Annotated in this window: 14 protein-coding genes, 3 pseudogenes and 1 other annotated feature; of the genes and pseudogenes, 10 read left to right on the top strand and 7 right to left on the bottom strand. The window is 63.1% G+C overall.

What is annotated here, in order from left to right:
• Window positions 1–15: 15 nt before the first annotated feature.
• The 6 genes from fliN to GQY20_RS02040 are packed head-to-tail and all read left to right on the top strand — an operon-like array spanning window position 16 to window position 3,133.
• The gene (fliN, locus tag GQY20_RS02065; RefSeq protein ID WP_157215373.1) at window positions 16–291 is read left to right on the top strand and encodes a flagellar motor switch protein FliN; all 276 of its coding nucleotides are present in this window, start codon (window positions 16–18) and stop codon (window positions 289–291) included.
• Entirely contained in the window at window positions 288–698 is a 411-nt protein-coding gene (locus GQY20_RS02060; RefSeq protein WP_157215372.1) for a FliO/MopB family protein, read from the top strand. Before fliN ends, GQY20_RS02060 begins: the two co-directional genes overlap by 4 nt.
• Window positions 689–1,480 (top strand): flagellar type III secretion system pore protein FliP, encoded by a 792-nt coding sequence (gene fliP / locus GQY20_RS02055; RefSeq protein WP_157215371.1) that lies wholly within the window; start codon window positions 689–691, stop codon window positions 1,478–1,480. The genes GQY20_RS02060 and fliP overlap by 10 nt, the downstream gene beginning before the upstream one ends.
• 5 nt (window positions 1,481–1,485) lie before the next feature.
• Window positions 1,486–2,226, top strand: a complete 741-nt coding sequence (locus GQY20_RS02050; protein WP_157215370.1) for a sigma-70 family RNA polymerase sigma factor — start codon at window positions 1,486–1,488, stop codon at window positions 2,224–2,226.
• An 8-nt stretch (window positions 2,227–2,234) separates the two neighbouring features.
• Entirely contained in the window at window positions 2,235–2,786 is a 552-nt protein-coding gene (locus GQY20_RS02045) for a tetratricopeptide repeat protein (protein WP_157215369.1), read from the top strand.
• Window positions 2,787–2,797: 11 nt separating this feature from the next.
• Complete coding sequence (locus GQY20_RS02040) at window positions 2,798–3,133, top strand: hypothetical protein (RefSeq protein ID WP_157215368.1); 336 nt, start codon at window positions 2,798–2,800, stop codon at window positions 3,131–3,133.
• 28 nt (window positions 3,134–3,161) lie between these two features.
• Here GQY20_RS02040 and GQY20_RS02035 read toward each other — a convergent pair whose 3' ends face one another.
• From GQY20_RS02035 to GQY20_RS02025, 3 genes are all read right to left on the bottom strand, one after another.
• Entirely contained in the window at window positions 3,162–4,265 is a 1,104-nt protein-coding gene (locus GQY20_RS02035) for a tetratricopeptide repeat protein (protein WP_198350809.1), read from the bottom strand.
• Between the two features lie 340 nt (window positions 4,266–4,605).
• Window positions 4,606–5,157 carry a hypothetical protein gene (locus GQY20_RS02030; RefSeq protein WP_157215366.1) on the bottom strand — a complete coding sequence of 184 codons (552 nt, stop codon included), beginning with the start codon at window positions 5,155–5,157 and terminating at the stop codon, window positions 4,606–4,608.
• A gap of 987 nt (window positions 5,158–6,144) precedes the next feature.
• Complete coding sequence (locus GQY20_RS02025; protein WP_157215365.1) at window positions 6,145–6,438, bottom strand: hypothetical protein; 294 nt, start codon at window positions 6,436–6,438, stop codon at window positions 6,145–6,147.
• Window positions 6,439–7,753: 1,315 nt separating this feature from the next.
• Here GQY20_RS02025 and GQY20_RS02020 point away from each other — a divergent pair.
• The 4 genes and pseudogenes from GQY20_RS02020 to GQY20_RS02005 all read left to right on the top strand — a co-directional run.
• Window positions 7,754–8,926 (top strand): annotated as a pseudogene (locus GQY20_RS02020) (IS3 family transposase).
• Window positions 7,979–8,095, top strand: a sequence feature (AL1L pseudoknot). It overlaps the preceding pseudogene by 117 nt.
• Window positions 8,927–9,054: 128 nt before the next feature.
• Window positions 9,055–9,150, top strand: a pseudogene (locus GQY20_RS02015) (integrase core domain-containing protein); the annotation flags it as partial.
• Between the two features lie 58 nt (window positions 9,151–9,208).
• Window positions 9,209–10,350 (top strand): IS3 family transposase gene (locus GQY20_RS02010; protein ID WP_157216114.1). Its coding sequence is split into 2 segments (ribosomal slippage): window positions 9,209–9,449 and window positions 9,449–10,350, totalling 1,143 coding nucleotides; the frame shifts between segments, so codons are not numbered across the junction.
• A 19-nt stretch (window positions 10,351–10,369) separates the two neighbouring features.
• A pseudogene (locus GQY20_RS02005) lies at window positions 10,370–10,558 on the top strand (IS481 family transposase); the annotation flags it as partial.
• Here GQY20_RS02005 and GQY20_RS02000 read toward each other — a convergent pair.
• The 4 genes from GQY20_RS02000 to traA all read right to left on the bottom strand — a co-directional run bounded on the left by GQY20_RS02000 (window position 10,555) and on the right by traA (window position 25,766).
• Window positions 10,555–10,839, bottom strand: a complete 285-nt coding sequence (locus GQY20_RS02000) for a hypothetical protein (protein WP_198350808.1) — start codon at window positions 10,837–10,839, stop codon at window positions 10,555–10,557. The pseudogene GQY20_RS02005 and the gene GQY20_RS02000 sit on opposite strands and share 4 nt — an antisense overlap.
• A gap of 14 nt (window positions 10,840–10,853) precedes the next feature.
• Window positions 10,854–21,851, bottom strand: coding sequence for a LysM peptidoglycan-binding domain-containing protein (locus GQY20_RS01995; RefSeq protein WP_157215363.1), 10,998 nt, complete (start codon window positions 21,849–21,851; stop codon window positions 10,854–10,856).
• Between the two features lie 392 nt (window positions 21,852–22,243).
• Window positions 22,244–22,858, bottom strand: coding sequence for a DUF6118 family protein (locus GQY20_RS01990; RefSeq protein ID WP_157215362.1), 615 nt, complete (start codon window positions 22,856–22,858; stop codon window positions 22,244–22,246).
• Between the two features lie 10 nt (window positions 22,859–22,868).
• A complete protein-coding gene (traA, locus tag GQY20_RS01985; RefSeq protein ID WP_157215361.1) occupies window positions 22,869–25,766 on the bottom strand; it encodes a Ti-type conjugative transfer relaxase TraA in 2,898 nt (965 codons plus the stop codon).
• Window positions 25,767–25,856: the final 90 nt, after the last annotated feature.

Here is a 25,856-nt window from a genome sequence, read left to right as displayed (position 1 = left end):
CAAGCTTCCGAAAAAATGTCCGGCGGCCTGTCTGCCGCAAAGCCCGGCCTCGTCGCGATCGATCGCACGCTGTTCGACGACGTCAAGGTCGAGGTCGAAGCCCGTCTTGGCTCGGCTGAGCTCACCATCCAGGCGCTCATGGCGCTCGGGGCCGGCAGCGTTCTGCCGCTCGATCGCGATATCGCCGATCCGGTCGACCTCTATGTCAACGGCGCCTGCGTGGCACGCGGCGAGATCGTGGCGGTCGGCGACCGGTTCGGCATCCGAATCGTGGAAATCGCCTCATCGTGACCAGCGCCCGCCTTCGGCCCGGCCGACGCCCATGGCTCGCCGGACTGGCCGTAGCCTCCGTCGCGACGCCGGCGCTTGCCCTCGGCAATGCGGTGGCGGACGACACAATTTCCTATTGGCGCGTCCTTGCCTCGTTGATCCTGTGCCTGGCCCTGGCCGTCGGCGGCGCCTTCGCATTGCGCGCACGCTTCGGCGCGAACCCGCTGCCCCGCATGCTGCAACAGGGACGCGAGCGGCGACTGAGGCTGATCGAGATTATCCGTCTCAATCCGCAGACGCAGCTCTGCATCATCCGCTGCGACGGCGAGGACTTATTGGTCGCCGCGACGCCGCAGAGCGTGACCGTCCTGCGCTCGCTCCCACTCCCACTCCCTGCACAAGAGGGCGACGGTCGAGCATGCGCGTGATCAATCCGCGCGCCCTTTGGGCCACCCTGCTGCTCGCCCTTGCCCTGCTTGGACTCGCCGGAGCGGCTCTGGCCGCGGCCCCTGCCGCACCGCCCAGACCGCCAGTTGTGGCTCCGGCCACCGTCCAGGCGCTCGCGGCGAACGAAGATCTCTCCCGGACCTCCGGCGTCATCCGGATCGCGCTAACGCTGACGCTCATGGCGGTGCTGCCGGCGCTGATCATCTGCATGACATCCTTCACCCGGATCGTGATCGTCCTCTCGATGATCCGCCATGCCTTCGGCATGCCGGAGACGCCGCCCAACCAGGTGCTGATCGGGTTGGCATTGTTCCTCACCGCCTTCTCGATGGGCCCCACCTTCGATGCGCTCAACACCCAGGCGCTCCGACCTTTCCTCGACGGCCGGCTGACCGTCAGCCAGGCGATGGACGAAGGGAGTGCGCCGCTGAAGGCATTCATGCTGCGGCAGGTGCGGGACCAGGATATCGCGGCCGTCTACTCGATCGCCCGCAAGCCATTGCCGGCGCGCGCCGCCGATGTCGGCCTGATGCAGCTCGTGCCCGCCTTCATGCTCAACGAGCTCCGGGTCGCATTCCGCATCGGCTTCGTCGTTTTCCTCCCATTCCTGCTGATCGATCTCGTCGTCTCCAGCATATTGCTGGCCCTCGGCATGCTGATGGTTCCGCCGTCGACCCTCTCGCTGCCGATCAAGATCCTGATGTTCGTATTGATCGATGGCTGGAGCCTCGTGCTCCAGGGCGTGATGGGAAGCTTCCATTAGCCGCCATGGCCAGCGCCCTTGCCGATGGGAACGCGGAGGCCAGCCTTTGGCTCGCTTGCCGGGCAGGCTCCCAGGCGGCGCGCGAGCGCCTGTTCGAGCGGCATCACGGCTTCGCGCTGGCCATCGCCCGGCGCCATCATCGGCTCAGGGATCGGGGCGATCTCGATCTCGCCGATCTCAGGCAATGGGCCTATTCGGGGCTTCTGGAGGCGATCGACCGGTTCGATCCGGATCATGGCACACCCTTCCGCGGCTATGCCACACGGCGTATATCGGGGAGCATATTGAACGGGATCAACCAGATGAGCGAGGTGCGAGAGCAGATCGCGTCCCGCGCACAGGCCGAGCGCGACCGGCTGCACTCGCTCGCCCCATCGACTCCTCCGCGTGCAAAGGATGCCATCATCGAACTGGCCGAGCTGATCGGCAGCTTGGCGATCGGATTCATGCTCGAAGGAACCTCGCTCTACGTCGATGACGAGGCTGGCCAGCCCGCACCGCAGCCCTCCGCCTATGACAGCGCGGAATGGCGTGAGCTCATCGGCCGGCTGCACGCCGAACTGGCGGCGCTGCCCGAGCGTGAACGCATGATCCTGCGTCATCATTATCTTTCCGGAGTCGGCTTCGAACAGATTGCGGATCTTCTCGGCCTGAGCAAGGGGCGCATCTCCCAATTACACCGCGCCGCCCTCGTTCGCTTGCGGCAGCGCCTGACGCAACGCGGCCATTTCACCCTTCAACGATAGGACAGCCGATGAGCGAGACCATCACCCTGTGCCCGGACGATCGGATGACCGCGCTGCTCGGCGCGATCGAAGCGGGAGACGAGCGCGGCTTGCCCGTCCTGCTCGGAGAGTTTCCCAGGGATCCACGGCTGCATTTTCTCGAAGGTTCGCTCCTCGCCGCCCGGCAGGACTATGCGCAGGCGCGCCTGGCAATGCGCAAGGCCGTGGACATCGCGCCCGATTTTGCCATCGCGCGCTTCCAGCTCGGTTTCCTTCTCCTCACCTCCGGCGAGGCGCATGCCGCGCAGGAAGCGTGGGGGCCCCTTTTTGGCCTGCCCGACGAGGAACCCCTGCGTCTGTTCGCGCGCGGGCTCTCCCATATGATCCGGGACGAGTTCGACGAGGCGATCGAGCATCTTGAGCGCGGCATAACGCGCAACACCGAAAATCTGCCGCTCAATCGCGACATGCGACTGCTCATCGACGAGATGCGGAACAAGCAGCCGCCATCGGACGGGGAACCGCTTTCGGCCGCATCACTGCTGCTGCGGCAGACGACGTTCAAGCCGACCCGACACTAGGACGCCCCCTGATGGAACCGGTCTCCAGCGCCGATCACCTGATTGCCGTCCTGCGCCGGCGCCTGCTCGAAAGGACGCAGGCGAAAGGCGGTGGACGGCCCGAAGCGGGCAAGCAGCAGGAGAAAGCCCCGTCCGGGCTCGATACGCTTGCGGCGTTGCAGGGAGCCGAGCCATCCCAGCTTCGGCGCGCCTGCGTGCAAGCCCTGCTTACCGAGCAGTTCGGAGCCGCGCTGATCAACGATGCCCAGTTCCAGCAGATCGTATCGAGGGTCAGCGACACGATCGCGGCTGATCCCCAAGCCTCCTCGCTCATCGATCAGGTGATCGCGCAGCTGCGCCCGCGCTGATCCACTGGCGCCCGGTCGAGCGGATAGGCTAACCACCCATCCTGAAACTGAGCCGTGCCAGCGCTTGGGCGATGGTCTGCCCGTCCGGCCCTATCGGAAGATGGAGAGCGCGCTCTCGCAGCGCCTGGGCAGTGCTGCTGTCGCCAGCCGCATCGAGCATCATGGTCTTCGCCAAAGTCCCCCCGAGACCCGCACGATCGAGCCGGAGCGCAGTCTCGGTCCGGCGCCGTGCGCCGTCCGTATCGCCCGCCAGGAGATCGAGAACTGCAAGGCCGCCATGCGCTTCGCCGAACGTGGCATCAATCGCGATCGCCCTCTCAAACCGCGCGCGCGCCGCGGCCGCGTCGCCAGCGACGAAATGCGCCCAGCCGGCGGCGATCCACGATCCCAGATGATCGCCGAACTGTTGCGCTCCTCGATCGATCGCCGTGGCCCCCGTTGCGGCATCGCCGGCCGCCAGCCGCGCGAGCCCCTTGCCGACCCAGGCGCGCGGGTTGTTCGCCCTCGCGGCCAGCGATCGGTCGAGCATAGCTTCGGCCTCGCCGGGCTCGGAGCCGTCCAGCGCCAGCACGCCGCGTGCCGCCAGCGCCTCCGGATCATCCCCGGCCCGCTCGGCATAATGCCGGGCGAGGTCGCCCTTCCCGGCATCTATAGCGAGGGTGGCGAGCGCTGCCATCAGCGGGGCATTGTCTGGAAAACGCTCGGCAAGCGCGACCCCTGCCGCCAACCCTTCCTCATAGCGTTCGAGATGATGCAACATCTGGACCTTGAGCGACGGTGCCCGCGGCGAGGCGGCAACCACCTCGTCGTGGAGCAGGGCGAGCGCGTCTTCGTGGCGGTTCCGCATTGCATGCGCCCAGGCGAGGTTGAAGCGCACAGCGGCATCGGCCGATCCGGCTTCCAGCACGGATTCGAATGCGGCAGCAGCCTCATCGAACCGGCCGGCCTGAAGGGCGACAAGACCACGCAGATGGACCAAGGGGGGAGGAAGCGGCGGCGCCGCCTGCTCCAGCCGGGCGAGCAGCGCCTCGGTGCGGTCGGGATCCCGCTCTTCGAACGCCGCCGTCGCGGCATCGGCCAGCAGGCGGGGGTTGGCGGGATCCCGTTCGAGGAAGCCCAGGAGCCGATGCATCTGGCTCATGGCTTCGGTGCGTTGAGTCTGCACGGTTCTTCAACCTTGACTATTCGGCGCGCGGCCGAGGAAATGTGAGGAGGAGTGGCAGTATTTCGATCCAGGCGCAATTGGGCAATGCGCCATCCGATCAGGATCTGTCCGACTCATGCCAAGGGCTCCCGAGTGGATAACCGCGGCGGCTCAGATCATTCTTACCAAGCGTACCATGGGTCGCGATCGAGGTCAAAGTCGGCGACACGCGCGGATCGCAGCCGAGGTGATCAGACAGCGGGGATCTTCCACGCCATCACGTCACAGGTTTCACCACAGGTTGAGCCGATCCTTTTATCTTGCCCTCTTAATTTGACAACTTGTACCCGTCCGAAGTTCGCACATTGTTCCGGTGCATGACGATGTCCCATGTGATCCGCTTTCCGATGGGGAGGTGGGCTGATGCCGCGTCGAATATTTGCCAACAAGGCCAAGCGCGCCTGGTGGTCGGTGCATGTCGAGGCGTGGCAGTGGTGCGGATCAGCTTGCCCATCGTGTTGTAGCTGTAGCTGGTCAGCGCCAGATCGCCATTGGCGTCGGTGATCGGCGCGGTCTCGCTCGCCACCTCGCCGAACGCATTGTAGCTGCGCGAGAACACGGTCGAGGCCGTGCTCGTCGCACTGCGCTGCAGATAGAGCGAGCGCGTCTGGGTGGCCTGGTTGCGCCGGTCGTAGAGGGTGAGCGTGCCCGCCTTGCCCGGCACGAACCCGGCCAGCAGCGCATTGGCATAGGTCACCCCATCGGCCTGGGTCGCACCCGACAGGTCATCGCCGGTCGAGCTGATCGCGAAGGCCTGGTTGCCATTGGCATTGTAGAGGAACAGCTTGACCGTGCCATCGTCGCCGCTCGACTTCCACACCCGGCCGGCCGCGTCGTAGCTATACGTCTCCTGATAGCCGTTGATGCCCTTCGCCGCGATCTCGCCATAGGCGCTCAGGATCGTTCCCGCGGGGGAATGTCAACAAACGCTGGCCAATTAGTAAACTGTTGCCGTAATTAATTGCTTCGATCTTCAGTAATCTTCACCGTAATCTTAATCTCAATCCAGGGGGGGGGGGGCATTGTCCTGATAGCACCCGATTCCTCTATTTTAGAGATTAAAGTTACTAATTTCTCATCAAGAATTTCTGCTTCGAATTATGCATTGGAAGGATTAACAGGATCAAGCAAATTTTTCCCAAACTATAGTTGTCATCGGTTGGATCATCAGTTGGAAATCCTGCAGGTAAATCAACTCCATTGGCATATATATTTGCGTACTCAGGAAGTACTCTAATCTCACGTAGCCTGTGTTCATGAGAAAATGCTGAAGCGCAGAACATCCTCGTGAATCAGCATTCCAGCGGCCATCAATGTTAAATCCATTAGAAGAAAACCAAATGATTTCTCATCTTATTCATCGTACTTCACTAATATTGACTTACCTAACTTAACGCCCCTGTTGTAATCCATGCAAATCATAAAATAATTAGTGCTCATACTTTGGCGTCCATCTGATAATGGCATTCGTCGCCCTAACTTCAAAGCCAGCCATATGTGCTAGATCGTTACCTCGTTCCAATCGCACAACCTCCGCCAGAATTTTTGCTACATCATCCCATACAGGATTTTCACGCACATCGAGCAGCGCCCTCGTGTCTGCCCTCGTCAATCCAAGCTCTTCAACTGCATATTGTCCGGAAAAATTATCCTTTGCACTTCGTAGGGAGTTCTGAAGCGTTCCCGTACCCGTTACCCGTTTTATATCCCAATACTCCCCGTTCCTTATCGCATCGGGTCCGGGCTATTCTCCCCACGCAGAATGATATCATCGCCTTCCGATTTCCATAACTCGCCTATTTCCTCCTCATGTTTCGTCGGCGATCGTCGTGGATCTGGCGCTCCGCTCGCGCCTGCAGCAATGGCCTGACCTGTTTCTTAGCCCGTTGGCGATGTCTGTGGGAGTGAGCGCACGGCCCTCAACCGATTTATCGGGGCCTTGATTCATGAAGATGCGTCCCGCCCCGTAAGCAGCGACGAACCCGACACCTAAACCAAACATCGCTGGTGCAGTCTTGCCTTCTACGCCGATGATGCGACTCGGTGCGGGCGTAAATTCCGAGAAGAGCCGGGCGCCCGGCGCGCTCGCCAGCACGGACATGTTCGATCCCAGCGCAGCCCCCACGGCGGCCGTATCAACCGACGAGGCAATCGCGGGCGTCGAAGTAACTGCTATTGTTGGAACGCTCGCTCCCTGTGGAGGAACCCAGTAGAAGTTGCCCTCTTGATTTAGTTGAAATTATCCATTGGGATTATTGGCCGCACCGGGATCTACCACCCAGTCAGACTCGGCCCCATTTCGCAGATAGATGCCTCGACCTTGCTGCCCCGGTATGAAATCTGCATATTGAACCAGTCCGCCGCCTTGTTGATCAGCGATTGCTTGCGCTCCACGCTGCCCTGATGTGCCTGCGCCATCGTCTGCCAAGGGATGAGCCGATTTGCTGGTAGCCTTTTGGCCGGCATCCTTCAGTGCCTTTTGTGCGAGGCCGCCGATGATATTGCCGATTACTGCCTTGGTGTAGGTCCGAATGGGTTCACGAAATGAACCACTCGAACGGGCTCATCTGTGAAGACACCTTCCCTCGACCACGTGCTCTCCTGAATTTCCCAATGGACCTCTGTATCTCGTAAGGCCGCCAGTATCTCGTCGGTTGTATCGATAAATTGCAGCGGCCGTCCGGCCATGCCGCCATTGATGCGGCTCGTCGATAGTTCGACCCATTCGACGTCCCGGAGTGGCACTGGTCCACCAGACGCCTCTAGATAGCCACTCGTTGGGATTATCAGAAGTTGTCCCCACCGTTCCTCGACCGTCAATCCGCCCTCTCTCCATGCCATCCGAACCCAACAGTTGAGTTGCGCTACCAACTCGCATAGCGCGCTCCAATATAATCCCGAGTTATTCATAATCTCTTCCTTAGTATATCAGTTAGTAGTTCGTTATAGAATCGCCCGGATAGGTCAAGTGTTCATCCTTAGGCCCGTGGTAGTGAGGTAATTCGAACTCGTTTTTATTGCGGAAAAGTGTCCGTACGGGTGGTGGTCAAATTCGACAATATTTCCGTTCGAATTCAGTCCAGAGACTACTTCCCAAGGCTCGCCATTTGGTCCTTTTAGATTCATATTCTTCCCGTACTGTGGAGTGAATTCAACGGTGCTCGGGTCGATGCCGCGGCGCCCCAAGGCCTCAGCGAGCGCGTCCTCTGCTGTCGGGAAATGCATGTCACCCGGGGTCGAAGGCGCCTTGTTGCGCTCTCTGTAGCAACAGTACCGTTGCCTTATCTGGCCATCACGATGCAGCCTGATTGAACCGCACCGGGTTTGCCGGAGGCTCCAACTCCTGAGAAGGTGGAGCCTGTGTGAGCAAGACGACGAACAAGTTTGCACCTGAGGTCCGCGAGCGAGCGGTACGGATGGTGCTGGATCACGAGCGCGATCACCTGTCACGATGGGCAGCGATCATATCCATTGCCGAGAAGATCGGTTGTTCAGGACACGCTGCTGGAGTGGGTGAAGAAGGCCGAGGTGAACAGCGGCAACCGGGCGGGCGTCCCGACCAAGGTTGCCGACAAGGTGAAGGCGCTGGAGCGCGAGGTCCGTGAGCTGCGGCAGGCCAACGAGATTCTCCGCAAGGCGTCGGCATATTTTGCGTAGGCGGAGCTCGACCGCCCGTTCCGGCGATGATCGCTTTCATTGACGATCACCGCGATGCCTATGGGGTCGAGCCGATCTGCAGCGTTCTGCCGATCGCCCCATCCACCTATCATGAGCGCGTCGCGCAGCGGCAGGACCCGACACGGCTGTCGGCGCGGGCGCAGCGGGATGTCATTCTGAAGCCGGAGATCGCGCGCGTATTTGCCGAGAACTTCGCGGTCTACGGCGTGCGCAAGGTCTGGCGGCAGATGATGCGGGAGGGCTTTCCGGTCGCCCGCTGTACGGTCGCGCGGTTGACGCGCGAGATGGGCCTGGCAGGGGTGATCCGGGGCAAACCGGTGCGTACGACCATCAGCGACAGAGCAGCGCCGTGCCCACTCGATCACGTCAATCGCAAGTTCTACGCGCCAGCGCCGGACATGCTCTGGGTATCAGACTTCACCAACTTCGCGACCTGGGCGGGGTTCGTCTACGTTGCCTTCGTCATCGATACCTGCGCCAGGCGGATCGTCGGCTGGCGGGCCAGCAGGACGGCGCATGCCAGCTTCGTTCTCGACGCCCTGGAACAGGCGCTTCACGATCGACGGCCGGCCCATCGGGGCTGCCTCATCCATCATAGCGACCGTGGGTCGCAATACGTGTCCATCAAGTATACCGAGCGCCTCGCCGAAGCCGGGATCGAGCCGTCGGTCGGCAGCCTCGGGGACAGCTACGACAACGCTTTGGCCGAGACGATCAACGGCCTCTACAAGGCCGAGGTGATCCACAGGCATGGGCCGTGGCGCAGCTTCGAAGCCGTCGAATACGCCACGCTCGAATGGGTCGACTGGTTCAACCATCGTCGGCTGCTGGAGCCCATCGGCAACATCCCGCCGCCCGAAGCCGAAGAGCAATATTATGCTGCCGCGGACAACCTCGATATGGCAGCGTGACTCACACCCCAGCGCCTCCGGCAGACCCGGCGCGGTTCAGTTCGGCCGTGCCGCTCATCAAGGAAGCGATCGCCAACGGCGAACTCTTCCGCGCTCATGCCTTCGAATATGCCTGCGCGCTCAGCGACATCGATCACCGTACCACCAGGCCCAAGCATCCCTGGACCAACGGACAGGTGGAGCGGATGAACCGCACCATCAAGGAAGCGACCGTCAAGCGCTTTGAGTAGTCCCTAGATTTCTGGACGCCTTCTATCCTAATTTTGAGGACAGGAGGCGATGATGGGGAAGCCCAATTTCAGTGATGAGTTCAAGCGTGATGCGGTGGCCCAGATCACCGAGCGCGGGTATCCGGTAGCGGAGGTCTCGCAGCGGCTCGGGGTCAGTGCGCACTCGCTGTATGCGTGGAAGCGGCAGCTGGCGAAGGTCGTATCCGGCGATGCTGGCAAGGATGCCGAGATCCGCCAGCTGAAGCGCGAGCTGGCTCGGGTGACCGAGGAGCGCGACATCCTAAAAAAAGCCACCGCGCATTTCGCCAGAGATGCAAAGTGAGATACGCGTTCATTGCCGAGCATCGCGATCGCTTTGGCGTACGGGCAATGTGCCGCTGCCTCGCTGTGCAGCCCAGCGGTTTCTATGCTTGGCAAAAGAACCCGCTTAGCCAGCGGGCTCGGGAGGACGCTCGGCAGACCGATCTGATCCGCAAGGCTTGGAACGACAGCGGCAAAGTCTGTGGCTACCGCAAGCTGCACAATGACCTGCTGGATCACGGCGAGACCTGCTGCCCCAACCGCGTTGCGCGGTTAACCAGGCTGGCGGGCATCAGAGCACAGATCGGCTACAAACGCCGGCCTGGCAGCTACGGTGGCAAGCCATCCCTAGTGGTCGACAACATGCTGGATCGCCAGTTCGATGTTGCTGCGCCCGATCGCGCCTGGGTGACCGACATCACTTACATTCGCACACTGGAAGGCTTTGCCTATCTGGCGGTCGTGATCGACCTCTACTCGCGCCGCCTGGTGGGCTGGTCGATGCAGAGCCGGCAGACCACCGATGTGGTGCTACAGGCGCTGCACATGGCGGTATGGCGGCGCAAGCCGAAGCAGCGGGTGCTGATCCACTCGGACCAGGGCGCGCAGTTCACCAGCATGGACTGGGCTGCCTTCATCCGGGCTCACAATCTTGAGCACTCGATGAGCCGACGGGGCAACTGCCATGACAATGCCGTGGCCGAGAGCTTCTTCTCCTCGCTCAAGCGCGAGCGCATCCGGCGCCGGACCTACAAAACCCGCGAGGAAGCCCGGCAGGACGTGTTCGATTACATCGAGATGTTCTACAACCCGGTTCGCAAGCAGGTCAGGAACGGGATGCTGTCACCCGTCGAGTTCGAACGGCAGCAGATTTTGAAAGCCGAAGGCGTCTAGAAAACTAGGGACTACTCACTTCTACTACGAAACGCACGACCAACTGCGTGAACATCTCACCAACTTCGTCGCCGCATAGAACTTCGCCAAGCGGCTGAAGACCCTTCAGGGCCTCACACCATATGAGTTTATTTGCAAATGCTGGACAAAAGAACCCCAGCGCTTCACATCAGACCCGCAACATCAAATCCCGGGACCAAACATCTAGTCCGCGATTCCGCGCAGTGGGTGACCCGCAGGTAGTTCCGAAGTTGGAACATCGGCAGGGTTTCGGTGGGCCATGTTCATCGCCCGATCCACAAGCTCTTCATCGGTCATTGGATCGAGGCATTCCACCACCAGCCAGCGCGCACCGACCGGATCAGGACATCCGGCACAGAACGCAAGCAGGACTTCGTCACCTTGCTTTTCATTGAGGCCGTACGCTTTCGGCCTCATGATTTTATCCAGCAGTTGGAGTAGTTCCTGCCGGCTCAATAGATTGCTCATCATCTTCACCTAGCTTAGAATCCGGGGCCGTAGTGTATTGAATAGTGCACCTTAGGAGATACAATGCGCAAGTTACTTAGATCGTAGACCGGTCCACCGTTTGCGATCGGGTCTATATGATGGAGATTGAAACGCTCCCCAAAGGCTCCGGAATCAGCGAGATATTCACTCGGTGCAAATGGCGCATTGCCAGCATTCATTTGCCCCAAGTTGCCTCGTGAGAAGCCTCCATTCAGCTCCGCGTTACCGCCTATCTGCTCCCAAATAGCCGATCGTAGGTCGTTGAACGAGTTAAAATTCCTGCCGACAAGTGCATCCGCGACTTGACCGGGAATCGGCGTTGGAACGCCGGGGTCAAGCCAACGACCAGAGGCCGGCGCCAGATCACCGCTAGCCGTAGCGACACCAGGAGCGCCTCTCAATTGACCGGCGGTAAGAGGTACTTCCGTCTCTGCGGCCTCTGCGGTCAACGTAATTGGCCCCAATGGGCTACTTGGCATTGGCGTGGAGAGGATAGTGGGCCCTTGGGTTACCGCAGGATAACCGGCGAAAGGCGTGGGCACTATAATTTCGCCAGGAAGGGATTCGACGTCGGGAAGCTGCGGAACCGGGATGGGGTGACCGGTTGACAGTGGCGTACGAGGGCCATCGCTGGGGAAGAACTCGATATCCGGGCCATTCGGCACGCCATCAGTCGACGTATTCAGCGTGCCGGCAAGATACGCCCCTCCAAATCCCAGTACCAGACCAGCTACGGCAGCCGGTGTTCTTGCTTCTCCACCCAGGAAGCGCTGTAGTGCCGGCGCAACTTCGGAAAATAGCTGGGCTCCCGGCGCGTTTGCCAGAACTTGAGCCTGCACAACTAGCTCTGTGGATTCTAGCGCAGCTCCCACGGCGGCCGTATCGACCGGTGCAGTAAACGCAGGAGTGGACGCCACCGCTATTGGCGCAGACGCCACCGCCACCGGCGCGGACTGCGACCAATCCGTATAATATCCGTTGCCGGACCCGTCGTCCAACCACGCCCCATTGGGATATCGGGCACGTGCCTCATCGAGCGGCATTCTCAGAACGCCGGATGCCTTTTCTCCGTTATATCCACCACCATATAATAGCTGCGCATTCGTTAACTGGGCCGGCCCACCCACACCGTCGGGGCCATCGAGGTAACGCGTTGAATATAGACCATCATCGGGCGGCCGCTGACCGGACTGACTCGTCGATTTCTGTCCCACATTCTTCAGCGCCTTTTGTGCGAAGCTGCCGATGGTATTGCCGATGACGCTGGGCAGGACGGCCATGATATTGTCACCGAAGTCAGTGCCGGTGATCAAGCTCCGCGTCGCCGCGCTGGCGAGGCCGTCCGCCACATTGCCCAATATGCCGCCACCGATGACGCCGCCGGCTGCAGCGCCGACGCCGGCTGCGGCCACGCCTGCCCAGTCGAAACTGTGCTGTAGTCCGGTAGCCACCGCAATGCCTTGGGTCGCCAGGCTACTGACAACCCCGCGTGCGGCTACGTTGGCGACACCCGAGCCGCTCAGGAAACCGCCGAGTTTGTCCAGGCCGCCCGAGACTCCCCCTGCAATCGCGGCTATCGCCACGCCTTTGAACGAGAACTTGTCCTGGATCCCCGTGGCTACCCCGACGCCCTGACTGACGACGCTGGCAAGCGCGCCTGTTGCCGCGCCACCGCCGATCGGACCAAGGGCGGAGAACAACTCATACTGATGCGAGATGACGATAACCGCCACCGCAATCGCCATCAGCAATATTTGTCCGAACACGCCGCATTTGGAGCTGTTTTTGGGCGGTTTGACGTAGGTTGTGGGGATATCGCCGCTGATGGCCTCGTTCGGGTCGTAGACCCGATAGGTCGAGGCGTTGTTGTGGATGTTGGCGACCTTGTTGGGGATGAGCAGGGTGCGGCCTGCGGCGAGCGTCTCGGTGCCGTCGAGCCCGTTGGCGTCGGCGATCTTGTACCAGAGTGAGCTGTCGCCCCACACCGTCTGGGCGATCGACTGCAGCGTGTCGCCGGTGCGCACCGTGTAGCGGCTGGCGGTTTCGTCATAGCTGAACCCGTTGATCGGGTCGTAGCTCTGGTCGAAGTCGGCATAGGGCTGGCCCGAACTGGTGCCGTAGCGGAAGATGCCGTGCTTGTAGCCCTGGTCGAACCGGTGGCTGATCGAGGTCACATAATCGACGTCCGACGTGCCGTTGTTCGATATGTCGCCGACCGCGGTGCCATCAAAATAATAATAGACCTGCCGCGGCTGGCGGCCGGTGTCGGAGGAGTGGATTTCCCGCCGCTCGAGGATCACCCCGTTCGCGTCGGTCACAAAATTGGTGGTCACCGTGTCGCCGGGCTGGTTCGCCGAGGTCTGCTTCAGCCGCCCGAACCCGTCATAGATATAGCTGGTGGTGACCACCGAGGGATCGCTGTCGGTGACGTCGCTGTCATAGGCCGAGGAAGACTGGATCGCGCTGTCGCGCCACACATAGCTGTTGGTGGTGACCCCGGTCTTGTAGTCGCTGACGTCGTCATGGCGATCGGCGGAGTCGGTCCGCCAGGTGTTGCTGACGATGCGGGTGGTCGCGCCGCCCTGATAGAGACCGGTGCCGTCCCCGTTCGAGTCAAAATAATAGTCGGTGTCGCTCCAGCGCCAGTGGCCGTCATCCTCGCGCGTCGCCGTGGTGTCGCCGATGATCTGGCCCTTGGTGTTGAGCTGGAGCGTGCGGGTATACCAGGCCGTCACCCCGTCCGGACCATATTCGGTGAGCGCAGTCACGCGGCCAAGCGTGTCGATCACATAGTTCGCCTGGAGCTTGGTATCGGCGGTCGAGGTGGTCGGCTCGGTACCGCCGACCGCCCAGGTCGCCACCCGCACCGTCGCAAGATAGCCGTCGGCCGTGTAGCCATAATCCTCGCGGCGATTGGTGAGATAGCTGATCGTGCTGGTCGCCGAGATGCGCTGGCCCGCCTTGTCGTAGCCGATGTCGGTCCCGGTATAGCCGCGCACGATCTGGCCGCCGGAGAGCGTGCCCTTGGTCGTCACGAACCGGTTCATCGCATCATATTTGTACCAGAAGTCCTGCGGCGGATTGGCGAGCGAGCCATAGCTGCCGTCATTGTTGATGTTGTAGTAGCTTGCATGCATGTGGCGGATATTGCCGGCGAGATCGTAGCTCCAGCTGATGCTCGCTTCGTCGCCCGCCGCGCTGCCCCGGCTGTCGTTCAGGGTGATCATCCGCCCTGCCGCATCCCAGGTCACCGTGGCATTTTCATATTGGGTGATGCTTGCCGCGGTGGTCGAACCGCTCCAGAACAACTCGGCCTTGTAGCTCTCGGCAATGCGCCGCCCCATGGCATCATAGCCATAGCTCGCCGTCGACCGGTCGTCTCGCGTCAAGCCAGGATAGACCGTGGTTATGTCGTCCGAGACGGTCTGGGCGATCAGGCCGCTATTGTACCAGCCATAGGTGGTCGTATCGCCACCGATCGCCATCGAGACCAGCCGGCCGCCCTTGTCATAGGTGTAGGCATAGTCGTTGCTGCCGAAGTCGTGCTTCGCGACCGTCCGGCCGAACCGGTCGAGTGTCTCCGTCTCCGGATCGCGGATGTTCACCACCGTGCCGCCGGCGATCGTTGTCTGCAACGCCGTCGTCTTGACCCAGCCGCCGAACGTGCCGAGCCCGCCGGTCGCGATGCTGCCGTCCCACTGATAGCTGTAGCTGGTGATGTTGCCGCCCATGTCGACCATCTTGGTGACCCGGCCCTGGGCGTCGTAATCGGTGGTCTCGCGCGTTCCCGTCCCGAACAGCGAGTTGGTGTGCTTGATGCGCTGGCCGAGCCCATCATAGGTATAATAGTCGATCAGCTGGTTGCTGGCTGTGGTGCTGTAGCCCGGCGTGCCGGAGGTGCGGACCTCATGGTCCTGCTCGATCAGCCGGCCCATTCCGTCATAGATGTAATATTCCTGCCGGCCGATCTCATTCTTGGTGTAGCGCTTGTCGCCGAACACGTCGTAGCGGTTCTCGAAGATGCCGCCGTCGGCATGGAACTCCTTGAGCACGAGCGCATCCGAGCCGCCATGGCCGGTATTGGCGAGCAGGCTCAGCGTGTTGAGATTGCCATTCTCGTCGCGCACGCCGACCAGGCGACCCGATATGTCGTAATAGTTGAGCCGGGTCGGGCGGGCGATCGCGTCCACCCCGGCCTCGTTGGTCCAGCTGACATAGGGCAGCTCGGTGCGGACCAGCTTGCCCATCGTGTTGTAGCTGTAGGTGGTGACCGCGGGATTGCCATTGGCATCGGTGATCGGCGCGGTCTCGCTCGCCACCTCGCCGAACGCATTGTAGCTGCGCGAGGCCAGCGTCGTCGCGGTGACCGCGCCGGTCTGCTGCTGGAACAGGGACTGCGTCTGCACCGCCTGGTTGCGGCCGTCATAGACGATCTCGGTTCCGACCTTGTCGGCCACGAACCCGGCGCGCAGGGCATTGGCATAGGTCACGACATTGGCCTGGGTCGCCGCCGACAGATCCGCCCCGGTCGAGCGGATCACGAACGTCTGGTTGCCATTGCCGTCGTAGAGATAGAGCTTGACCGTGCCGTCGTCGGCGGTCGACTTCCACGCCCGGCCGGCATTGTCGTAGCTGAACGTCTCCTGCAGGCCGTTCACGCCCTGCGCCGAGACGTCGCCATAGGCATTATACTGGACCTGGTTCTGGTCGCCGGCGAGGAAGGTGCCGTCCGACTGCTGGGTCGCGACCGACTGCATCACCACCCGGCCGGCCGCGTCATATTGATAGACATTGGCTTCGATGACGCTGCCGGCGTTCGTCAGGCGCGACCAGCGCTCCTTCAGCAGCCGCCCAGCCGCATCGTAGGAATAGGTGCGCGTGAACCCGCTGGCATCGGTCATGGTGGCGAGCCGGCCACCCTTGCCATAGGTGTAGCTCGTCACCCGGTCGCCGCTGGTCGCGCCTTCCGCGTTGATCGTGGTGCTCAACAGGTTGCCGAGCCGGTCATAGGCATAGCGGGTCAGCTGCTTGACGCTCGCCGAGGTCACCCCGTCCGATGCCGTGAACGCCGAGGTCCGGCTCCAGTCCTGGCGCCCGGCATCGTCATAATGATAGTCGGTATAGTCCCCGGTCGCTTCCTTCTTCTGGGTCACCTCGCCCAGCGCATTATAGGTGTAGCTGATCGTCGCCGTCGACGCCGCCACGCTCAGCGCGCCAGTCGAGGCGTTCACCGTCCCGGCCGTGACCCCCAGCCGCTTTTCGGTGAGCCGCCGGCCCATCTTGTCATAGGTGAACGTCGTGATGCGGCTGGCTTCCAGCGCCACGCTGCCGTTCGAGCCCGCCACATAGGCCGGCTGGTCGACCTGGCTCGCGGACACGGCCGTCACCATCGGCTGTATGAGGCTGAACGAGCCGCTGCCTGACCCGGAGGTGGTCATGTAGAGTTCGAGCCGCGCCTTGACGGCGCCCGCCGGGACGGTGACGAACCCCGACATCTTGCTGTTGAACGCCTGGGCGCCGCTCAGCGTCGCGACGTCGACCGAGCTCCAGACGCCGTTGGGATCCTGGAACCACACCGTCAGCCTGAGGCTCCCGACCGCGCCCACGGCTTCGACCCCTGCCTGGACCGCCAGCCTCTCGCCTTCGCTGACCGACCACCAGTTATTGTCGTCGGTGGCCATCGAGACCTGCTGCCCCGACGCGGTCGCGACGAACTGGTCCTTGACGTAGCCGACCCCGCCCGTGCTCCCCGACACCGGCTGGCCGCCATTCTGCACGATACCGGCCGGATTATAGCCCGTGGTCCAGCCGGTCGTGCCCGAACCGAACTGGCTGTAGGCGATGCGGTTGGCGTAGAGGCCGTCGACCGTGGCGGGGACGCTGGCGAGCTTGTAGGCGGATCGCTCCTCGCGGGTGACATTGCCGTCGGCGTCGAGCGTGTAGAGGGTATAATAGCGCTCGCCATCGACCTGGGCGATCTTACGGCCGAGCTTGTCGTAATAATAATAGGTCGAGTTGCCGTTGGCATCGACCTGACGGGTGATGTTGCCGAGCTTGTCGTAGAAGGTCTGGGTCGTGAGCGTCGTATTCTGGGTGATCGTGTAGGAGGTCGCATCGACCGCCCCCGAACCGATCGTGACCCCGGTGGTGGCGGCAGCGGTGCCGATCTTGGTCGACCCGCTGCTCGTCGCCGACGTCATCCGGCCGGCCTTGTCATAGGTATAGGTCGTGATCCGGTAATTGTTCGCGTCGCCCGCCGGCGGCGTGCCGCCCGGGCTCGCCGGCAGCGTCACACTGGTGCCGTAGACCCGTGCGGTCTTGACGTTGCCGGCATCGTCATAGCTCCAGGTCGACAAGGTGCCGGTCGGGCTGATCTCGGCGATCTTGCGGTCGAGGTGATCGTAGAAGAACAGCGTGCGGCCGCCTGTCGCGTCGTCGCTCTCGATCACATTGCCGCGTGCGTCGTAGACCAGCGTCTCGATCACGTCGACATAGCTCGACCCATCCACATAGGTGGTCCCGTCGGCGACCTTGACCTGGTCGTGGACCGTGCTGGTCAGCCGGTCGAGCTTGTCATAGACATAGATGGTGGTGCGCTGCTCGGGGTTGGCGCTGTTGTTGGGCGGATCGAGCCTGTCCGCCTCGATCATCTTGGTGCGGTTGCCGCGCTTGTCGTAGCTGTAGCTCGTGCGGATCTGGCTCGTCGGCCCTGCCGAGCCGTCCGAGTTCACCGTGGTGATCGTCTTCGTCTCGCTCAGGAGGCGGCCGAGCTTGTCGAACACATTGTCGGTGATCCCGCCCAGCTTGTTACGCACCTGGACCCGGTTGCCATAGGCATCCAGCGTATATTGCTCGTAATTGCCGAGCGCGTCCGTGCTCCTGGTCAGCCGCTCCAGCCTGTCATAGGTGAAGCTGGTGGTCGCATCCTCCCCGCTGGTCACGACCGGTGTCGGGGCCACGCCCGGCGTGATCGGATTGGCCACGAGATCGAGTCGCGTGGCATAGCGGATGATCGAGGCCACCGATCCGCCCAGCGTATAGGTCGTCTTGGTCACATAGCCTTCGGCATCCACCTCCAGCGTCTTGCGGTCCAGCTTGTCGTAGAAGCTGTAGGTCGCCCCGCCGAGCGCATCGGTCGCCTTCAGGACATTGCCGAACGCGTCGTAGAGATAGCTGGTCGCGGCCTCGTCCGTGGTGCCGTAGGCGCGCGCCACGCTCGCCACCCGGCCATCCGCGCCATAGACATAATGGGTGGTCGACGCATCGCTCGTGCCCGATGCCACCGTCTCGTCCGTCACCCGCCCGAACGCGTCATAGAGATAGGCGGTGGTCGACGGCTCGGGCTCGCTCGTGCTGTAGCCGCGCGTCACCGTGGCCACCAGGCCCGCGGCATTATAGGTGGTCCGCGTCGTTGCCGCGTCCGCCGTCCCGGCGCCCACCGTCACGCTGTTCACCCGCCCGAACCCGTCATAGGCGTAGCTGGTGGTCGACGCTTCCGGCGCGCCATAGCCGCGCGTCACGCTCGCGACTCGTCCCGCCCCGTCATATTCGGTGTGGGTGACCGAGGTCGACCCGTCGGTCGCACCGCTCGCCTCGGTTACGTCCGACACCCGGTCGAGACCGTCATAGCCATAAGCGGTCGTCGTCGCCGCCGACGAGCCATAGCCCGCCGTGACCGTACTCAGCCGTCCGAACGCATCATAGACATAACGCGTGGTCGACGCGTCGGCATTGCTGGTCGACCAGCTGTCCATCGTCGCCAGGTCCGGCGGAACCGTTCCGGCATAGAGTGTCGAGTAGCGATACTCGTAGGTCTTCCGGCCCTCCAGATCATAGCTGTACCGGGTGACGCCATTTTCAGCGTCGATCGTGTAGTTGAGCTGACCGAGCTGGTCGTAGACCATATAGGTCGTGCGGTTGGCCGTGTTCGTCGAAGCCGTCGAGGCCCAGGTCACCATCGTGGCGTAGGGCGCATCGCTCGTCGTCGTGCGCAGCGTCGCATAGCGCGTCTGGCTGATCACGCGGCCGAGAGAGTCGTAGCCGTAGCTCGTGACCGCGCCGGTCGCATCGATCGAAAAGGCCAGCTGGCCCGTCGCCGGGTCATAGACCGAGAAGCTCTTGCGCGGCGTCGTATTGGTCGCCGGCCAGTTGGTGCCGATCTGGCCCTGCACATAGGCCAGCGTCCAGCCCCCGCTCGCCGGCGCCGCGATCGTGCCGGGATAATCATAGCTGTGCAGCAGATGACCGGCGGTGTCATAAGCGAACTCGGTCGGCTGGCCGGACGCATCCACTTGGTAGCGCAGCTGCCCCTTATTGTCGTAAAAATAGCGGACATGCTGGTCGTTGCCATTGTCCGCCGGACGCAGCGCCGCCAGCGTGCCGCCGGCAAGATCGCCGGTCGAGGCGGTCCAGTAGGCGATCGTCTCGATCTTCTCGCCGGCCGCATTGTAGCGGATCTCGCTGAGATGGCCGGTGCCGTCGAGCACACCCACCAGGCGGCCATCGCCGTCGTAGAAGTTGCGCGTGACGACATCGCCGCTGTTGGCGGTCGGCACCCGCAGCGTCACCGGCGGCGTCGTCCGGTAGGTGGCGAGCGAGCTCGTGAGCTTGTTGACGTAGGAGGTCGTGCTGACCAGGTTCGACATGCCGTCATAGGCGTAGATCACCGCGACGCCGGTGCCGTCGATCGTCTCGATCAGCCGGTCGGCATTGTCATAGACCCGCCAGGCATAGACGTCCTTGGTATCGTCGGTGGTCGGCCGCACCGTGGCGAGCGCCAGTCCTTCGATTGGATTGCCGCTCTCATCGACCAGCGCCGAGGTGTCGACATGGTTGCTGTAGGCGATCGTCGCCACGATCCGGTTGCGCTTGTCGTAGACATATTCGACGAGCGCGCCGTCCGCCGCTATATCGGCGACCTTGCGGCCCACTGCATCATAGAGATGATAGGTCTTGATCCCGGTCGGGCTCGTCTCGATCCGCAGCTTGCCGAGGCTGTCATATTTATAGCTGGTCGTCGCCACCGGCGGCGTGTTGTCCGCCTCCACGAAGCTGGTGAGCTCGCCTGCCAGATTATAGGTGGAGGTCTGCACCACCCCGCTCGCCAGCGTCACCACCACCTTGTTGGTCGTGTCGGTGAACACCGTGTCGACGGCATCCCCGTTCAGGTCGACCGCGTGGATCAGCCGCCCCAGCCCGTCATAGGCGAACACCTCGGTGTTGGTCATGCCGCTGGTCTGACGGGTCAGCAGCTTACCGAACTGGTCATAGGTGTAAGTGACCACCGTCTTGCCGGTCGATGTCCCGGCGCCCGTGGTCGAGGCCGTCGCATAGGTCGTCACCGTCGCGACATTGCCGCGATAGTCGTAGGTGACGTCGGCGCGCTCGACCGTGCTGCGATCCAGTCCGTCGCGCCAGGTCGACAGCGCCGCCGCCCAGCTCGTCGGATCGCTGCCCAGCGCCGGTGCCGGCGAGGCCGTGCCGCTGGTCGTCACCATGTCCCGGTAGACGATCGTCGCCGTGCGCTGGCCCTTGGCGTCATAGCCATATTCGGTGACCTCGCCCTCCGGGCTCACCACGAACAGCAACCGCTGCTTGCCGTCGGTCGAATAGGCATAAGAGGTCGTGAACGGACCCGAGGGCTGCCCCACGCCGGTACCGTCCGGATCGGGCACCGTGTAGCGCGTCTCGCTCAAGAGCGCATTGGTCGCGCTGTAGGTCCGGGTCACCGTGTTGCCCGCCGCATCGCGCTGCAGGGTCACATTGCCGTTGGCGTCATACTCATAATAGGCCAGCACCTGGTTGCTGACCCCATCGCTCACCGTCTTGAGATGCCGGTCGCCATAATAGGCATATTTGAGGACCTGGGCGGGTGTGCCCGCCTGCGCCGGCGGCAGGTCGACCTGGGTCAGCAGGTTCGTCGTCGTCGCGGTCGCGCCATAGGTCAGCACCGTCGCCTGGTTGTTCGGATCGGTGATCGTCGTCTTGTGATTGACGTCGTCATAGCTGATCGTGGTCTGCCGCGTGACGCCGCTCGCCGTATATTGCGTGATCGCGGTCACCCGGTAATCGTCCGTCGTGCCCGTGGTCAGCGTATAGGTGAAGTCGACCCGCGCTCCGCCGGTCTGCCGGATCGAGGTCACCCGATCGCTCGTGCCGTCATAATAATAGGTGGTGGTCACCGCCGAGCTGTCGCTGGTATCGCCGGGCGTCAGGTCGGTGGTGACCGTCGACAGCCGGTTCTGCGAGTCATAGGTGTAGCTCACCCGGGTGATAGAGCTCGCCGCCGTGTCGCCCGAGGCGTTCCAGTAGGAGGTGGTCACCGACAACAGGTTGTTCTGCTTGCCGCTCGCCGTGTCCCAGGTGAACAGCACCTGCTCCACCCGGCTGCCGGTCAGGCTGTCGGTGGTGGTGATGCTGGTGAGATGGTCGCCGGTATAGGCGTAGGTCAGCGTATTGCCGTCGAGGTCGCGGCTCTGGGTCAGCCGCCAGCCGACACTCGCCGCGGCGTAGGTCTCGGTCGCCTGGCTGTCGCCGTCGGTCCAGGTCCAGACATTGCTGCCGCTGTTATAGCTCAGCGTGTCATAGGCGCCCGCGCCCTCCTTGCTGACATATTTACCGCTCGCCGCATCATAGCTGTAGACGACATCCGATCCGTCCCAGTCCATCAGCGTGATCGTGCTGCCGGTCGTGTTCGCGGTTCCGGTCAGCCCGATCACCCGGCGCTGCACGTTGAGCTGCCAGTTGTCGCCATTGCCGTCGGCGTCGAACGTGCCCTTGCTGTTGTACACCCGCGAGATCACGCTGTCCGGGCCGATCCCCATCAGCATCTCGTCGGTCCGTTGGATCACCAGGTTGCCGGTCGCCGCGTTGAGGGTGACGTTCTCGCCCAGCCGACCGAACGCCGCATCGCCCAGCTGCCCGCGCGAGCCCAGCAACCACCCCGACGTCCGCTCGACGCCAAGCCCGTTGCCCGTGACGATCGCTACCATGCCATTCCCCCGTCATCCCCAGGGGCAACGACACCGCCCCCTCAATGACAAGGTCCAAAGATCCGCAAATCCGTTTAGCGATTTTTTTGAGAAAAATGCCGGACGCCGATCAACTAGTTGAAACGGAAGGAAAGATTTTCGGGGTTCCGTCATGACAATGTGCTTACCCATGTCGCGGTCGGGTCAGCTCCGCTGTCTCGATAGCCACCGCCGGATATCCCGAGCGAGATGGAAGGCAGTCACCGCTCCGGTCCACAGGACCATCAGATCACGTACATGTTGGGCAAGCTCATGCATCGAAGGCCACTCCGAACTAAACGAGAACATGCTCGCTTCGTCCGGGGGATTGCCGAAAGCCCCGTCTCACCCTTGATGCTGTGAATCGACCAAGCCTATCTGTCTGGACGTGGCAGATCGGCTCGGTTTTGCCAGGGCGCCCTGTTTTTGAAATCGGCCGCTGCCATCATCCTCCGCCCAGCCTGCCCCATATCCATCCTCAGCACCCGCGCTGCCATCCTCTCGGGCACCGCCCAGCTCTGAGGCAAGGATCGCGCGACGACTCCGGGCAGGATCGCCCACAACAGCATGCCTGCGGCCGCGAACCCGGCACGGTTCCCGTTCAGCAAGCGCTTCTGCTCGCGAACCGATCGCGACCGCGCAACCATACCATCGATGCGACCGACCGCAGCGTTCATGGCGCCTGCCACCTCCCCAAGCATCTTGCGATCCTCGGCGCGGCTGTTAGCCGCAGCCGCGGTAATTTCCCTCGCCAGGCTCTCCGGCGTGAGCCTGAGCGCCGGCCGCTCCGACACGCGTCGCGCCCAGGTGCAGATATCGTCGATGCTCTTCGCCATCGCCTCGAGCGTCGGCGCATAATCCGGCTGCGCGGTCCGCTCGTCGGTCAGCCGCTCTATGCCTCGGCGGAGCAAGCTCACCTCGGCGCGCAGCTCCGCAAAGGCCTGAGCGGCCGTGCCGGTATCGCCCTCGTTGCTGCTGTCCTGATCCATCGACCGGCTTTTACATGCCGATGCCCAACCCACGCGAGCGGCCGAGCCACTCTTCGATGCCATGAGACAAGGACGCGCCCTCCCGCGGCTCGATACCGAGCTTGGGCAGCTTCCTGCGCACCAGCGACTCGGCCTGGGCATCGCGCTCCATGCTCCAGGCCATGCCGCTCATCTGCTTCTCGATCGCGCGTTTGGCGCTATCCTCGGCAGACTCGCTCAGCCTGCGATGCTGCCTCACCAGCTTCTCAAAATCCTCGATGAACCGGTCGGCCCTGAGCTCGGGGCTGATCCGCATCTCGGCCTCCAGCGCCATGGCGCGGATGGCATTGCCGGTACGGCCCTGCGCGGCCTCGTCGATCAGCCCCATGTCGCGCAGGAACGCCGCGCGCAGATCGCGGGCTGCCTCCGGCCGCACCGCATCGAGCATGCGGCGTGCCTTCTGATAGGCTGCCGTCTGATGCGGCAGTTCCTCATAACCGTCCCGCCGCATCCGCACGATGTCGGCGCTCGCGCGAGCGAACCGCTGCACGGCGATACCGAGATTGGGTCGGCCGGCGGTGGGCGTTGCCGCCGTGCCGCCGAGCTGCATGCCCTCGAACAGGTCACGCTGCGCCGGACCGACCGGCCGCAGCCTGATGCCCGCAAACGGATCGCGGGTTCGGGCCTGCCTTTCGATGATCGCCTCCGGCATTCGGATCTCGCGCCGGTCGGCAAAGTCCCGCGTGTAGTCCGACGCCATGTCCTTGCCGCGCTCGCGGCTGAGCGCACGCACCAGCCTGCCCTGATCGGCAAAGTCGTCCCGGCCATAATGAAGATCGACCGTGTCGCGATGCCGGGACAGCGCGACATAGGCGGCATGGCGATCGAGCCCTGGTGTCGCCAGCACATGGACCCGGTCGACCGTCACCCCCTGCGCCTTGTGGATGGTGGCGGCATAGCCATGATCGATCGCGGCATAATGTTTCACGTCGAACGCGACGCTGCGCCCATCGTCGAGCATCACCGCCATGCGCGTGGGCGTGACGCTCTCCACCGTTCCGAGCGATCCGTTCTTCACCCCAAGACTGCGCTCGTTGCGTAGGAACATGATCCGGTCGCCGTTGGCGAACGGCCGTTCGCCATGCTCAGTGTTGAGGGCGATGTCGTCGCCGAGGTCGCCCGCTCCGCGGAGCTTGTCGCGTGCGGCGAGGTTGAGCGCCTGCACCTCGTCATTGGTGTGGGTGAGGATGATCCGGCTGGCATCGGGTGACACTGTCCGATCCCGATCCCAGCGCGCGATCAGGTCAGCCCGCGCCTGCTCGCGGGTCTCCTTTGCATGGACACGGCCGGCATCATCATAAGCCTGGATCGCCTCGGCGGTGCGGCCGGTGGCGAGATGGCGGGTGGCATCGCGCTGCCACTCCTCGCGCTGGCGTCGGATGGTGGTGATCTCGACCCCGCCATGGCGCTCATGGATGCTGCGGAACGCAGCGCCCGCCTCGATCGCCTGGAGCTGCTCGGGATCGCCGACCAGCACCACTTTCGCCCGGCGTTTCTCCGCTTCGGCGATCACCCGCTCCATCTGGCGCGTGCCGATCATGCCGGCCTCGTCGATCACCAGCACGTCACGCACCCCAAGCTGCTCCCTGCCCTGCGCCCATTGATGCTCGAGGCTGGCGATGGTGCGCGAGGCGATGCCCGATCCGCTCTCCAGATTCTCCGCGGCAATGCCGGAGAGGGCAAGGCCGCGCACCTGATAGCCGGCCGACTCCCATGCCTCGCGCGCCACCCCCAGCATCGCCGACTTGCCGGTGCCGGCATAGCCGATCACCACGCTCAGCCCCTTCGCGTCGGTGACATGCTCGAACGCCGAGCGCTGCTCGGTCGATAGGGTCATTCCGCGCGCCGCTGATCGGGCGAGCGCTGCCTCTCTGTTATTGTCACCGACGCCATGGTTCCGCCGGGATTCGAGCCCGACCGTGGCGCGCTCCAGTCGCTGCTCGGTGGCGATCATGTCGCGGCTGGTGAACCGCTCCTCGCCGCGACCGTCGCGGCCGAGCTTCATCAGCTCGGGCGCGGCCTTGACCGCCGCCATCACCCGGTCGAACTGCTCCTTGTCCTCGCTGTGGCGATGGACGAACAGGGCAAGGTCACGGGTGGTGAACGTCGCCTGGGTGCGGGTGATGGCATCGAGCGCGATGTTGGGATCGGCAAGAATCCTCTCGCCATTGGCCCTGGCAATAGCGTGATGCTCTTCGAGCCGCTCGGATTCCAGCCCCTGACCGGCCATGCGAGAAGCCGCCGGGCCGATCTTGTGCTGGGGCTCGAGGGCGATGCCCTGCGCTTCGAGGCTGCGATGATCGACGCTGGCGTCGATATCGAGTTCGGCGAGGCGCTGGTTCACATGGTCTGCCCAGGCCTCGCGCCAATGGGAGAGCAGCTCGGTGCGGTTCCAGTCGCGGACCTTGGCGCCGAACCCCGCCTCGTTCACCTCGCGCAGGCTCAGCATGACATGGGCATGGGGCTTGGGCTCGCCATCGGCGCCCATGTCCCAATGAACGTTGAGATCGGCGATCATGCCGCGTGCGACGAACTCCCGTTCGGTGAACTCGCGGGCAAGGCGGATGCCCTCGATCTGGTCGAGCTCGCGGGGAATGGCGAACTCGACCTCGCGGGCAAGCTGCGCATCCTTGCGGATCTCGGCCGCCTCGACCGCATTCCACAGGGTCGCCCGGTCGGAAAGATGCTCCGGCGCGCCGTCCGGCAGCATCACCTCGCTATGGACGACGCCGGCCTTGTTGGAGAAGTCGTGGTGGCGGTCGAGCCTTTGGTCGGGCAGCCAGCTGGCCGAGCGATAGGCGGCCGCGGCCACGGCGCTCGATCCGCTGGCGCGGCCGATCAGCTTGGCGGACAAGTGATAGATCGCCATGGCGATCGTCCACTTACTCCCACGAAGCGACGTCGGCACGACGTATAAGCGCGCCCTCGAAAGATTTCATCTGTCTCGGGACGGCGGTTT

The sequence above is a fragment of the Flavisphingomonas formosensis genome (genome assembly GCF_009755815.1).
GTDB lineage: Bacteria > Pseudomonadota > Alphaproteobacteria > Sphingomonadales > Sphingomonadaceae > Flavisphingomonas > Flavisphingomonas formosensis.
Note: the sequence above shows the minus strand (reverse complement) of the source record. Positions and strands in the feature narration are given on the sequence as shown.